Source organism: Actinoplanes sp. CA-252034 (assembly GCF_050956125.1).
In the GTDB taxonomy this organism is placed as follows: Bacteria; Actinomycetota; Actinomycetes; order Mycobacteriales; family Micromonosporaceae; genus Actinoplanes.
Map to the genome: position 1 here is coordinate 4096316 of NZ_CP191846.1, position 12622 is coordinate 4108937.

Genomic DNA, 12622 nt, shown 5'->3' on the forward strand with positions numbered 1-12622 from the left:
CACTTCAATGGTGTGTCGAGCCTGTTACGGAGCAGATTTCCCCCGACGGTTCCCGAGCCCGTTCGGATGGCAGCTCAGCGGCGATTGAGAGGCAGATCTCCGCCGGTCTCCCGAGAACGTGCCACCCACGGCGACATGGCCATACTTCGATCGCTTCGCAGGTCAGCCTTCTCCCCGCCGCGACGATCATGAGAGTGAGGGGCACACATGGATGTCTCCGTACCACGGCTGTCGGTGGTGGTTCCGGTCTTCAACGAGGAGGACGTGCTGCCGCTCTTCGCGCAGCGGATGCGGCCTGTCCTCGACGGGCTCGGCGTGACCTACGAAGTGCTGACCGTCGACGACGGCAGCCGCGACGCCACCCCGGCAGTGCTGCAGCAGATGCGCCGGACCTGGCCGCAACTGCGCGTCGTCCGGCTGCGCCGCAACAGCGGCCACCAGAACGCGCTCACCGCCGGCCTGCACCGCGCCCGCGGCGAGTACGTGGCGAGCATCGACGTCGACCTGCAGGACCCGCCCGAGGTCATCGCCGAGATGCTGGCGCTGGCCGAGAGCGCGAAACTGGACGTGGTCCACGGCGTCCGCACCGACCGCAGCACCGACAGCGCCTTCAAACGCGGCACCGCCGGGCTCTACTATCGCCTCGTGCGCCGGGTCGTCGGCGCGAACGTCCCGCACAACGCCGGCGACTTCCGGCTGCTGTCACGCACCGCCGTCGACGCGCTCACCGAACTGCCCGAGCACCAGCCGGTCTACCGCCTGCTCGTGCCGTGGCTCGGCCTGCCCAGCGGCGAGGTCACCTACACCCGGGAACGCCGGGCCGCGGGACACTCCAAATACCCGCTGGCCAAGATGATCCGGCTCGCCCTGGACAGCGTCACCGGCTTCTCCGCCGCGCCGCTGCGGGTCGCCACCTGGCTCGGCTGCGCGGGCATCGCCCTGTGCGTGGCGATCGGTGGGGCGGCCCTCGCGGCGTACCTCTGGGGCACCGTCGTCCCCGGCTGGACCTCGATGTTCGTGGCGCTGATGTTCGTCGGCGCCCTGCAACTGCTCTGCCTGGGACTCCTCGGCGAATACGTGGCCCGGATCTTCACCACCATGCAGGGCCGACCGCGCTACGTGGTCGCCTACGACTCGGCGGCGACCGGCCGCCCGCTGGTGGAGAGCGGCACCGGGAGCACGCCGTGGAGACTCTGACCCTCGCACCACCCCGCCCGGTGACCGCGCCGGTGGTCCGTCAGCCGTGGCGGACGGCGACCCGGACCGGCTTCGCGGTCTGGGCCACCCTCACCGTCCTGCACCTGGCGGTGAGCGCGCTCGCCGCACTGTCCCGCGGCGAGAACGACGCCCCCGGCCTGTGGTCGATCGGCCTCGCCTGGAACGGCTGGGACGCCGGCCACTACGTGCGGATCGCCGAGGAGGGCTACCACATCGGCCCCGGGTTCCCGGCGTTCTTCCCGCTGTACCCGCTGCTGATCCGCTCCTTCGACGTCATCCTGCCCGGCGGGCCGCTGATCAGCGCGCTGGTGGTCGCGAACCTCGCCGCGTGGGGCGCCCTGGTCATGCTGCACCGGCTGGCCGACCACGAGTTCGGGCCGAAGGTCGCCCAGCGCGCCACCTGGTACCTGGCCGCCTTCCCGATGGGCTTCTACCTGTTCATCGGCTACAACGAGTCACTGTTCCTGCTGCTGGCGATCGGCGCGCTGTACGCCGGCCGCCGCGGCCACTGGTGGCTGGCCGGCGTCCTCGGCGGGCTGTCCTCGGCGACCCGCCTCTTCGGGGTGCTGCTCGTGCTGCCACTGGCGATCGAGTACCTACGCCAGGTCGGATGGCGTCCGCGTCTGCTGCGAGCCGACGTGCTCGGGATCGCGGTGGTGCCGCTCGGAGCCGTCGCCTACAGCGTCTACTGCGCGATCGAACTGGGCAGCCCGCTCGCCTTCAGCATCGCCCAGGATCAGTGGGGACGGCAGTACACGGTTCCCGGTGGAGCCTGGGTGACCGCGATCCAGCAGGCCGGCGGGCATCGCGTCCTGCATCCGGCCACCATCGGCGCGGTCCTCGACGCCGGGACCGTCCTGATCGGGGCGGTGCTGCTGATCCTGTGCGTGGTGGGGCGCTTCAAGTTCCGCCGGGACCAGGTCTATCTGGTGGCACAGGGCGCCGTCACGCTCGTCATGCTGCTGTCGACCGAGGTCGGTGGCCGGTCGATGCAGTCCGCCGCCCGGTACACGATGGAGGCCGTCGCGATCTTCCTCGTCCTGGCGCGCATCGGCTCGCGACCGACGGTCGATCGGGCCGTCGTCGTCATCGGCGTCGGGTTGCAGGCCGTCCTCCTGGTCGTGTTCATGTCAGGCGCCTTCCTCGTCGCCTGACCGCCGGCGGCCCGGCACTCGGCATCGGGGGTGGCGAGTGCGCGGGTCACGGTCGCGGCACCTCGACCGTGGTGGTGATGCGGACCAGCGCCGGTGACCGCGGGGCCGAGCCGAAACCGAACCGCACCGGCGGGTCGACCGGGGCGAGATCACCCAGGTCGGCGCCGTCGAGGACCGCGCCGGCGGCGGTGACGTGGTGCAGGTCGCGGACGGCATACCACTCGCGGCGGCCGTTGCCGGCGGAGCCGAACGTGCGGACACCGCGCAACAGCCGGGCGGGCAGGTCGATCAGCCGGACCCACAGAAGGTTCTGCGCCAGCGGCACCGGCACGGCGTGCAGCAGGTTCCCCAGCATGCCACGGCCCCCGGTGGTGAACCGCAGTTGCAGCGGCCCGGCGGACACCGTCCAGTCCCGCGGTGACCGGTCGACTGTGATCGGCACCACCCGTACCTCATCGAAGGAGTAGGTCTCGGCGACGAACCCGGCCAGCTCGGCGGTCTCGGCCAGCAGCAGACGATGCCCGTCGGGTCTCTCGACCATGACGTCGGTGACCGGCCCGAACGGCGAGCCCGGCCAGTGCCCGACCACCAACCGGGTCCCCCCGGTCGTACCCATCCCGGCGATCCATCCGTCGAAACGCCACCGCACATGATCCATGCTTCTGTCATACCCGGCGGTTAGCGTTTACTCATGAGCCGATTCACCGTCAGCCGCGATGTGCGCGCCACCGCCACCGACACGTGGAAGATCCTGGTGGACTGGCCACGGCACGGCGACTGGGTGCCCTTGACCGTCCTCCGCGTCGAGAGCGAGCGGCCCGATGGGGTCGGCGCCCGGTTCGTCGCCCGGACCGGGGTGGGGCCGCTGGCCTTCGACGATCCGATGACCGTGGAGGCCTGGGAGCCACCCGGCGGCGACGCGCCGGACGACCGGCCCGGCCACTGCGCGATCCTCAAACACGGCCGGGTCGTGCACGGCAGTGCGTCGTTTTCGGTGACGCCCCTTCCCGGCGGCCAGTGCCGGGTCGAGTGGACCGAGGACGTCACCGTGTCCCCACGCCGCCTCACCCGCTACGCCGACCCGCTGGTGACGCTGATCGGCCGCGCCGGCTTCGCCGCCACTCTCCGCGGCCTGGCCCGCGACGTGGAGAAGCGCTGAGCCGATCGGCCGGCTCAGCCCGCGATCGTGAGAAGCCGCCGGTCGGCGGGGTATCGGAGCGCAAGGCGGGGCTTTGAGTCGGTTCAACCCGCGATCGTGAGAAGCCGTCAGCCCGCCGGGCAGCCCGGCGGTAGGCGGGGGCCGTGAGTCGGTTCAGCCCGCGATCATGGGAAACCGTCAGTCGGCGGGCAGCTCAGCGCAAATCGGAGGGGCCGTGAGTCAGTACTTCAAGGTGGCCGGCAGGTCAGTGTGGAATCCGGCGACCACGGCGGCGCAGCTCTTCTACCGGACCGCCGAGGCGATGACGGTTGTCGCCGGCCGGCCATCCGGCATTCTCGACCTGGAGTTCGACGAGTATGACATCGGCCTACCGGCCTACCGGGCCTTCGTGGAGGAGCTGACGCGGCGATATCTGACCAGTACGCATCCGGTGATCGTCGAGCTGGTCGGCGGGTTTCTGCCGCACGCGGTCGCCCTGCTCCGCGCCGCCGGTGGTGACCTGCCACTGCTCGATCAGGTCGCCGCCGGGCAGAGCCTGCCCCGCGGCGTCTCCGCCGCCGAGAAGGCGCGGCGGGTGCTCGCCTCGGCCGCGGACCTGGCCCCGTCGATGGCGGCATGACCCGCTGATCATCCCGCCATTGCCGAAAACAGGGGGTCGCCGCCGGCGGGATGATCCGCTGGCCGCCATCTTGCCGCCACCGGTCAGCGCCGCCGGTTTCGGCGCGATCCGCCGGTCAGTGCCGTCGGTTTCGGCGTGGCCCGCCGGTCAGCGCCGTCGGTTCAGCGTGGCCTGCCGGCTAATGCCGTTGGTTTCGGTGTGGCCTGCCGGTCAGTGCCGTCGGTTTCGGCGGGATCCGCCGGTCAGGCCTCGCCGGCGATGTCGATCCGCAGGGCCACCGGAAGGCCGTCGGCGTCAACGTCGAGGTGGACGGGGAAGAAGCCGTCACCGACCGAGGTCATCGCCATCAGGATGTCGGCTCCGGCGACCCGGATCACGCCGGCGTCGTGCTCGGACTGCCGCACCTGGGCCATCGCCTGCCAGTGATGCGAGTGCGGCCGGAAGTCGGCTGTGAACTTCGGCGCGCCCGGTTCGTCGCGGCGTGCCTCCAGGGACATCGCCCGCTGGTAGGCCTCCTCGACCGGCAGGTCCAGCCACCCGTGGAGGCTGTCGTCGAGGCGCGGCGCGCCGAACTCGGCGGCGACCTGCTCCTCGTCGCGGCCCCAGAGGACCAGGTCGGCCAGGCCGTCCAGCGGGAGGACGTGCTCCCACGAGTTGAGCGCGTCGGCGTCGGCGAAGACGAAGCGCGCGTGGTCGATCCCCAGCTCGCAGAATATCCAGGAGTCGGCCACCGGCTCGTCGCTGAACGCGATCCGCATGGAATGCCAGCCGTGCTCGCCGGGGATCGCGGTGACCGGCAGCGGCCGGTCGGCCGGCACCTCCATCGGCAGCACCGGCACACCCATGACGATGAACTCGTGCTCCCGGGCCTCGACCGCGTGCCGGACCCGTTCCCGGTGTGGGACCTGCTGCTCGAAGGCGCGCAGACTCGCGTTGTGCCCGTGCTCGCGGCAGTGCTCGCCGAACGTGGCGAGGACATCGTCGACGGCGTGGTCGGGAATGTCGTACAGCCGGGTGCCGGTCTGCCGGTCGAACGTCTCCGCGGCCTCCTCGGCGTCGGGGCCGATGATCTCGAAGTCGGTGGCCGGATGCTCCTCGTCGTCCGGCACCCGGTCGCCGGACCACATCTCCAGGTAACCACCATCCGTGATCACCAGGTGCCCGGATGGGCACGTCACCTCGCCGAGCACCACTTCGGTCGTCACGATCAAGCAGTGTACGACCGGAACGGCTTCTCGAAGACGGCGGCGAACAATCGGGCCGTGACCAGGCACAACGGCACCACCAGAGTGACGATGACCGCGAAGGCGGCCGGTCGGGAGCCGATGAGCGGCGTGACGACCAGGGTGCTGACCAGGGCGACGACCGGCATGTGGATCAGGTAGAGGCTGTAGGAGAAGTCGCCGAGGGACTGCAACGGCCCGCTGCGGAGCAGCCGCACCAGTGGGGCCGGGCGCCCGGTGGCCACCGCCGCCAGGAACAGGGCGATCGCCGGTCCCACCGCCAGGTCCACCCAGTAGTAGTTCGTGACCGTCCACACCGATCCCTTGACGGCGATCACGGCGAGCACCGGCGCGGCGGCGAGCGCGGCCAGGCCCGGCCACGGCAGCCGCCGGACCCGCTCGCCGGCCGCGACGACCCCGGCCGCCAGCACGCCCACGGTGAACAGCGGCGCCAACTCCAGGGTGTAGCCGACCGCCCGTGATCCGGTGGACAGGGCCGGGAAGAGCAGGCCCGCCACGACGACCGGCACGGTGACCACGGCCAGGGTCACCACCGCCCCGGCGCGCCGGCGTAGCAGCAGGACCAGCGGAAACGCCAGGTAAAGGCCGGCTTCGGCGGCGATCGACCAGAATGCGCCGTTCGGTGCGGGCGCCGCGACGGCGTCCTGCAGCAGCAGAGCGTAGACGGCGAACGAGCCGAACGTCGGTGGTTCGCTGTGCGGGAGGTACGGCACGAGGGTCGCGATCAGAGCGCTGGCGATGAGGGCCGCCCAGTAGGCGGGCAGGATTCGCCGGGCCCGCCGCAGGGTGTAGCGCCGGGCGCCGCCCAGCTGCCACCCGTGGCGGGCCGGCGCGATGGCCAGCGAGAACCCGGACAGCACGATGAACACGATCACCGCGAGCCGGCCGTGGACGAGCCAGCCGAGCCAGGCGGGGCCGGTGTTGGCCGGGTAGCCGGGGAACGACAGCAGCCAGCAGTGGTGCACCACCACGTAGAGGGCGGTCAGGCCGCGGATGCCGTCGAGTCCGGCCACCCGCCGGTCGTCGCGTGGTGGCTCGCCGATGGTGGCCATGCGGTCCACGGTCGATACGCTCAAGATCCGGGCCTGCCTTTCGGGCGCACGCCGGTCACCGGGCACGGCCTACGGCCGGTCCGTTACGCGGTGTGAAGGTGGGGGTTAGGGGAGGCGGACCTGCTGCCAGGTCCTTCCGTCCTTGGAGAGGTACGCGTCGGACCCCGACGACGGCATCAGGTATGGCTGGTCGGCCTGTCCCGTGGTGATCTGCACCGTCCGCATCGCGGCTTCGGGGATTCCGGACAGGGTGACCGGGGCGTACTCGCCGTCGCGGCCGGCGGTGGCCCCGGTGTCGGTCGGGATGATGTGGGAGCCGTCGGCCGCGACGTAGCCGGGCAGGAAGCCGATGCGCTCGACGGTGTCACCGGACCGCCAGGTCGTCCCGCCGTCGGTGCTGTAGTGGGTGTCGAACGCGCCGTCGTCCCGGTAGGTCAGGGCGTACGCCGTCGTCCCGGTGCCGACGGCGATCTTCGGCACGTGTGAGGTGACCAGCCATTCCTTGCCGGCGGGGGCCGCCTCGCCGTCGGTGAAGACATGGGTGCGCCAGGTGCGGCCGGCGTCGGAGCTGGTCGCCACCGCCGGCTTTCTCGTGGCCGGATCCAGCCCCGGGACCCAGAGGCGCCCGTCGATCGGCGCGCTGACCTGACTCGTCCAGCCGGGATCGACGGTGATCCCGGTGGGCTGGGCGGCCAGTGGAGCGAACCGGCCGGTGTCCGGGTCGAGCACACCGACCTTGCAGGCCGGCATCTCCACGAGGTCGCAGTCGGCCGGTCGCGCGCCTTGCGGGACGGCGGCGGCCGGTCCGGTGCCGGCCGCAGCCCGCACCCAGGTGCCGCCGCCGTTGCGGGACACCCACGTCTGCAGGATCGAGACCTGCGCTGTCGGGTCGGCCGTCGGGCCTCCCGTGCTGTGCGTCTGAACCACATCGGGGACGAACGTGCGCTGCTCACGCCAGGTGAGAAGCCCCGGGCCCTGAGCGGCCAGCGACGCCTCGCGGGAGTTGGAGGCGCCGGCCGGCGCGGGTGGCACGGTGCGCTGCTGCCAGGAGCCGCCGCCGTCCGACGACGCGTACAGCTCGGAGGCGCAGTCCTCGCAGCGCCGGACGAGGCCGTAGAGCTCCGACCCGGTGCTCGCGGACGCCGTCATCCATGGCCAGCCGCAGTCGGTGGAGCAGGTGACCTCGGGGACGGGATCGAGCGATCCGTAGTCGGGTGGGGCGTTCTGCACGGTGTATCCGAAGCTGGCCGCTGCCAGGGCGGTCACCACGAACACCGCGCTCGACGTGGCGATCCGGCGGCGGCGTATCCCGCCGGCGCGCTGCCGGACGGTGCTGAACTCGGGTTGCCGTACCGCGTCGGCGACGTCGGACCGCAGCCGGTCGAACTGTGGTTCACGCATGGCGTACCCCCTCGGGCATGGCGGCCGGCGCGTCGTCGGACAGGAAGGTCGCCAGCGCGGCCCGGCCCCGGGCGAGTCTCGCCTTGACCGTGCCCACCGGAACGCCGAGCGTGGCCGCGACCTCGGTCACCGAGAGGTCGGCCAGGTGATGCAGCACCACCGCCTCCCGTGTGGGCGGGGCCAGCCGCCGTAACGCGGCGACCAGCGCCACCCGGTCACCGGAGACGCCGGGGGCCGAGGCCGGGGTGGCCTCCACCCGGCCTGAACGGACGAGCCGGTCGAAGAGCCAGCGCCGCCGGTAGCGGGTGCGGGCGACGTTGAGCGCGGCGACCCGCAGCCATCGCTCGGCGTCGTCGGCGCGGAGGAAGGACCGGGGCGAGGCGACCACCCGGGCGAACGCCTCGTGGACCGCGTCCTCAGCTTCGGCGAGGTCACCGACCAGCCCGAAGACCTGCGTCACGAGCCGCCGGTAATAGGCCTCGTACGCTTGCCGGACCGCGTCCTCGGCCTCCACGCACCCTCCCCGTCGTCGGCGCTCGTCCCAGGAAGGACCAACACCTCAACGGTACGGTTGCATCGGGCTTGAAGATTTTCTCGGCGGCGGTGGTCAGTGCCGCGATGACGGCCCCATCTCAGGCCTGCGGCGTGGTCCCGTGGATGCGGACGAGGCCGTCGACGCCGCGCAGGAAGGTGTCGCAGATCTGGTCGGGGTCGAAGAGGCAGCCGGCGGCCATCGCGCCGTCGCGGAGCATGACGAAGTGCTGGGCGGCGGGCTCGGCCTTGGTCGCCTGTAGCTCGGCCATCAGGGTGTTGACGGTGTCGAGGAACCACTGGCGGTGGGCGAGGACGGCCTGGTGCACGGGGTGGGCGGGGTCGGGGTATTCGGCGACGGCGTTGAGGAAAGCGCATCCGCGGAAGCCGGGTGACCGGATGCCGTCGGCGATGGCGGCCGCGATCGCGCGGATGGTGTCGCCGGCCGGGGCACCGGGGGTGACGGCTGTCTCGATCTGGCTGCGGATGGCTTGGTCGGCGCTCTGCAGGTAGGCCAGGACCAGGTCTTCCTTGCCGGGGAAGTGCCGGTAGAAGGTCGCCCGGGTCACCTTGGCCTCGGCGATGATCCGGTCGACGCCGACGGAGTGGATGCCCTCGGCGTAGAAGATCCGGCTCGCGGTGGACAGCAGCCGCGTTCGTGCCTCGGAAGTCGCCATGAGCCGATCATAGCCACGCTGAGAGATAGAACGTTCGGTCTTGACAGCGAAGGCAGCGGCTTGCCATCTTTAGCGAGACAGAACGTTCGTTCTACCAATGAGGGACCGCCATGACCACCGTTACCGCTCCCGGCATCTCGACGACCGCCGCCGCGCTGCGCCGGCTGTACTTCGTCCGGTTCGCGTTCGCCATCGTCTGGGCCGGTGTCACGACCGCGGTCGCCGGCGAGCTCAACCCGCTCGTCGCCGTGCTCTTCGTCATCTACCCGCTGTTCGACGTGGTCGCCGCGGTCGTCGACGCCCGTGCCTCGCGCAGCACCGGCTCGCCCACCCTGCTCTACCTGAACATCGCGGTCAGCTCGCTCACCGCGATCGGCCTGGGTGTCGCGAGCCTCTCCGGCGTCCCGGCGATGCTGCGCGTGTGGGGCGCCTGGGCGATCGTGGCCGGCGTGGTTCAGCTGCTCGTCGGCGTGAGCCGTCGCAAGATGGGTGGCCAGTGGCCGATGATCTTCAGTGGCGGCCTGTCGGTGCTGGCCGGTGGTTCCTTCGTCGCCTCGGCCTCGGCCGCCGCGCCGTCGCTGGCCAACGCGGCCGGCTACGCCATCCCCGGCGCGATCTTCTTCCTCATCGCGGCCATCCGCCTGGGCCGCGCGGCGAAAGGCTACTGAAAATGACCAATCTGACGTACGACGTCATCGTGCTCGGCGCCGGACCGGTGGGGGAGAACGTCGCCGACCGGATCGTGCAGGGTGGCTTGACCGCCGCCATCGTCGAGCGGGAGCTGGTCGGCGGCGAGTGCTCCTACTGGGCGTGCATGCCCACCAAGGCTCTCCTGCGCAGCGCCGCCGCTCTGCGGGCGGCCCGGAGCCTGCCCGGCGCGCGGGAGGCGGTGACCGGTGACCTCGACGCGGCCGCCGTGCTCGCCCGCCGGGACGCCTTCGCCTCGCATTGGAAGGACGACGGGCAGGTCGCCTGGCTCGAGTCGGCCGGCATCGCCCTGCATCGCGGCCACGGCCGGATCAGTGGCGAGCGGGTCGTCGAGGTGACCGGTGACGACGGCGTGGTCACGGTTCTCGCCGCCCGGCACGCGGTCGTCGTCGCCACCGGCAGCGGCGCGCTGGTCCCGGACATCGCCGGCCTGCGTGCGGTGTCGCCGTGGACCAGCCGGGAGGCGGCCGCCGCGACCACGGTCCCGGCCCGGCTCGCGATCATCGGTGGGGGCGTGGTGGCCACCGAGATGGCCACGGCGTATGCGAGTCTCGGCTCCGCGGTGACGGTGCTGGCCCGCGACGGTGTGCTGCCGCAGGCCGAGCCGTTCGCGGGGGAGCTGGTCACGGCGGCTCTGCGGGAGTCGGGCGTCGCCGTCCGGATCGGCGCCGAGGTGGCGTCGGCCCACCGCGACCGCGACGGTACGGTCCACCTGACGCCCGTCGACGGCGACCGGATCGAGGTGGACGAGGTCCTGGTGGCGATCGGGCGGACCCCGAACACCCGGGACATCGGTCTCGACACGGTCGGTCTGGAGCCCGGGTCCTGGCTCACGGTCGACGACACGTTGCGGGTCGTCGACGGCGGCGGCTGGCTGTATGCGGCGGGCGACGTGAACCGGCGGGTGCTCCTCACCCACCAGGGCAAATACCAGGCACGTGCCGTCGGCGACGTCATCGTGGCGCGCGCCGGAGGCGGCATCGTGGAGGACGGCCGGTGGGGCCGGCACGCCGCGACCGCCGACGAGCGGGCCGTACCGCAGGTGGTCTTCACCGATCCGGAGATCGCGTCGGTGGGGCTGACCGCGGCCGCCGCCGAGGCCGCCGGCCTGCGGATCCGGGTCGTCGACCACGACCTGGCCGCGGTCGCCGGGTCGGCGCTGCACGCCGAGGGCTACCGCGGACGTGCGCGGATGGTCGTCGACGAGGACCGCCGGGTGATCGTCGGGTTCACCCTGGCCGGCCCGGACGTGGCGGAGCTGCTGCACGCCGCGACGATCGCGGTCGTCGGCGAGGTGCCGCTGGACCGGCTGTGGCATGCCGTCCCGGCGTTCCCCACGGTCAGTGAGGTGTGGTTGCGGCTGCTGGAGGCGTACGGCCGCTGACCGGCTCAGATGCTGACGGCGTCACCGGCCAGCTTCGCCTCGACGAGCGGGCCGGTGGCCAACGGGAACTCAAGTCGGGTGGCTCCGGCCTGGATGGTGAGCACGTGCACGCCCTCGTAGCGGCGGTGCGGCTCGACCCGGATGTCGGTGATCCGCGCCCGTGGCAGGACGGTCCGGGCCAGGGAGAGCTTGTCGCCGTTGCCGGTGAACCAGTCCCGGCGGTGGATGATCTGGATCTCGCGCTGGTCGGCCACGGTGATCGAGGCGTGCAGGGTGGTCGGCCACGGGTTGCTCCACAGCCGGTCGGTTCGGTTCAGCTGGGTGACCACCTGGCGGTCGGCGATGTTGACCAGGCGCATGCTCGGCTCCTCGGCGATGAGCCGGTGGTAGTCGGTGAGCAGGCCGGTGTCCACCGGGTCCATGGTCGGGTCGGTGCCCCGGTGCGGCTCGGCGTCCGCCGTGGAGGTCTCCGGCAGGTAGTAGCGGCGCAACAGCAGCAGCAGGTCGCGGACCGGGGCGCTCGCGGAGGCGTTGTAGACGACGGTCACCACCGGGCCGTCGACGGTGTGCACGGTCAGGCGCCCGTTGAGCAGCCGCACGCTGTCGACGATCGCCGCGATCCGGTCGAGGGGGACGTGCACCGTGTAGAAGGCCTCGTCGCGGCGGGCGAGGACGGTGAACGTCTCCTCGTTGACGGCGAGCAGGTAGTCGTACAGATGCATGGTGGGGTGGGTGTTGCGCCCCTCGATGTCCCGGGGGACCTTGAGGACCTTGCGGTACGCCGCCGGGTCGATCCCCGCCTCGCGGTAGAGCCGCGGCAGCTGGTCGACGGTCCGGACCTCGTCGATCCACGGTCCGAAGCGGTCGTACTCCGGAGTGCTATCGGTGCTGGTCACAAGGCGTGAGCCTAACAACTGAAACCGGTTTAAATCCGCGTATTCGGTGCGGGGGCCTCGCCGGCGGCGAGGTCGTCGAGGAAGCGGCTCATCGTCGTGACGTAGTCGGTGATGAACCGCTCGGCGTGGGCCAGCGCCTCGGGGGAGTGGCCGGCCATCATGGCCTCGATCCGGGCGACCAGCGGCGCGAAGAAGCAGTCGACCATCGTGTCGACGCCGTCGGCCGCGCGCAGGGTGACCACGCGTCGGTCGGCGCTGTCCCGGATCCGGATCACATGGCCGGCTTTCTCCAGGCGGTTGAGCAGCGAGGACGTCGCGCCGGCGGTGAGGCCGACCCGGTGGCTGAGGGCGGCCTGAGTCAGCGGCTCGCCACGGTCCTGTGCCGAGAGGATCTCCACGAGCGCGGCGGCGTCGGTGGTGTGCAGGCCGGTGCGGGCCCCGAAGAGCCGGCCGAGCTCGGTGAAGGCGGTCCCGTGTGCCCGTAGCGCCTGCAGCAGCCGGTCACGTTGCCCGTCGGCGTCCTCAGGTGTGCTGATCACGCGACGACCGTACCATCATCAAAAGGTTTGACGATGTAAC

14 protein-coding genes are annotated in these 12622 nt (G+C 71.7%); 6 read left to right on the forward strand and 8 right to left on the reverse strand.

The annotated features are described in order from the left end of the window. Positions 1-207: 207 nt before the first annotated feature. Positions 208-1197 (forward strand): glycosyltransferase family 2 protein, encoded by a 990-nt coding sequence (locus ACQPZW_RS18550; protein WP_433796149.1) that lies wholly within the window; start codon positions 208-210, stop codon positions 1195-1197. Then, complete coding sequence (locus tag ACQPZW_RS18555; protein WP_433796150.1) at positions 1185-2372, forward strand: mannosyltransferase family protein; 1188 nt, start codon at positions 1185-1187, stop codon at positions 2370-2372. The genes ACQPZW_RS18550 and ACQPZW_RS18555 overlap by 13 nt, the downstream gene beginning before the upstream one ends. A 46-nt stretch (positions 2373-2418) precedes the next feature. Here ACQPZW_RS18555 and ACQPZW_RS18560 read toward each other — a convergent pair whose 3' ends face one another. Beyond that, positions 2419-3030, reverse strand: a complete 612-nt coding sequence (locus ACQPZW_RS18560; RefSeq protein ID WP_433796151.1) for a hypothetical protein — start codon at positions 3028-3030, stop codon at positions 2419-2421. A 33-nt stretch (positions 3031-3063) separates the two neighbouring features. On the opposite strand from ACQPZW_RS18560, the gene ACQPZW_RS18565 reads away from it, so the two are divergent. Together ACQPZW_RS18565 and ACQPZW_RS18570 are read left to right on the forward strand one after the other, a co-directional pair. Further along, positions 3064-3531, forward strand: a complete 468-nt coding sequence (locus ACQPZW_RS18565; protein WP_433796152.1) for an SRPBCC family protein — start codon at positions 3064-3066, stop codon at positions 3529-3531. A 214-nt stretch (positions 3532-3745) separates the two neighbouring features. After that, complete coding sequence (locus ACQPZW_RS18570) at positions 3746-4150, forward strand: DUF6086 family protein (protein WP_433796153.1); 405 nt, start codon at positions 3746-3748, stop codon at positions 4148-4150. A gap of 242 nt (positions 4151-4392) precedes the next feature. On the opposite strand, the gene ACQPZW_RS18575 is transcribed toward ACQPZW_RS18570, so the two are convergent. The 5 genes from ACQPZW_RS18575 to ACQPZW_RS18595 all read right to left on the reverse strand — a co-directional run bounded on the left by ACQPZW_RS18575 (position 4393) and on the right by ACQPZW_RS18595 (position 9055). Beyond that, positions 4393-5355, reverse strand: a complete 963-nt coding sequence (locus tag ACQPZW_RS18575) for a hypothetical protein (RefSeq protein ID WP_433796154.1) — start codon at positions 5353-5355, stop codon at positions 4393-4395. 2 nt (positions 5356-5357) lie between these two features. After that, positions 5358-6446, reverse strand: a complete 1089-nt coding sequence (locus tag ACQPZW_RS18580; protein WP_433796155.1) for an acyltransferase family protein — start codon at positions 6444-6446, stop codon at positions 5358-5360. A 105-nt stretch (positions 6447-6551) separates the two neighbouring features. Then, on the reverse strand, positions 6552-7847 hold the full coding sequence (locus ACQPZW_RS18585; protein ID WP_433796156.1) for a sialidase family protein: 1296 nt from the start codon (positions 7845-7847) through the stop codon (positions 6552-6554). Beyond that, entirely contained in the window at positions 7840-8361 is a 522-nt protein-coding gene (locus ACQPZW_RS18590; protein WP_433796157.1) for a sigma-70 family RNA polymerase sigma factor, read from the reverse strand. Before ACQPZW_RS18590 ends, ACQPZW_RS18585 begins: the two co-directional genes overlap by 8 nt. Positions 8362-8479: 118 nt before the next feature. Beyond that, positions 8480-9055, reverse strand: a complete 576-nt coding sequence (locus ACQPZW_RS18595; protein ID WP_433796158.1) for a TetR/AcrR family transcriptional regulator — start codon at positions 9053-9055, stop codon at positions 8480-8482. A gap of 110 nt (positions 9056-9165) precedes the next feature. Here ACQPZW_RS18595 and ACQPZW_RS18600 point away from each other — a divergent pair, with 110 nt between their 5' ends. Both ACQPZW_RS18600 and ACQPZW_RS18605 read left to right on the forward strand, forming a co-directional pair. Continuing rightward, on the forward strand, positions 9166-9723 hold the full coding sequence (locus ACQPZW_RS18600) for a hypothetical protein (protein WP_433796159.1): 558 nt from the start codon (positions 9166-9168) through the stop codon (positions 9721-9723). 2 nt (positions 9724-9725) lie between these two features. Next, positions 9726-11147: a dihydrolipoyl dehydrogenase family protein gene (locus tag ACQPZW_RS18605; protein WP_433796160.1), complete on the forward strand. Its 1422-nt coding sequence runs from the start codon at positions 9726-9728 to the stop codon at positions 11145-11147. A gap of 5 nt (positions 11148-11152) precedes the next feature. On the opposite strand, the gene ACQPZW_RS18610 is transcribed toward ACQPZW_RS18605, so the two are convergent. Together ACQPZW_RS18610 and ACQPZW_RS18615 are read right to left on the reverse strand one after the other, a co-directional pair. Further along, complete coding sequence (locus ACQPZW_RS18610) at positions 11153-12043, reverse strand: hypothetical protein (RefSeq protein ID WP_433796161.1); 891 nt, start codon at positions 12041-12043, stop codon at positions 11153-11155. 29 nt (positions 12044-12072) lie between these two features. Continuing rightward, on the reverse strand, positions 12073-12582 hold the full coding sequence (locus ACQPZW_RS18615; RefSeq protein ID WP_433796162.1) for a MarR family winged helix-turn-helix transcriptional regulator: 510 nt from the start codon (positions 12580-12582) through the stop codon (positions 12073-12075). Between the last annotated feature and the right edge of the window lie 40 nt (positions 12583-12622).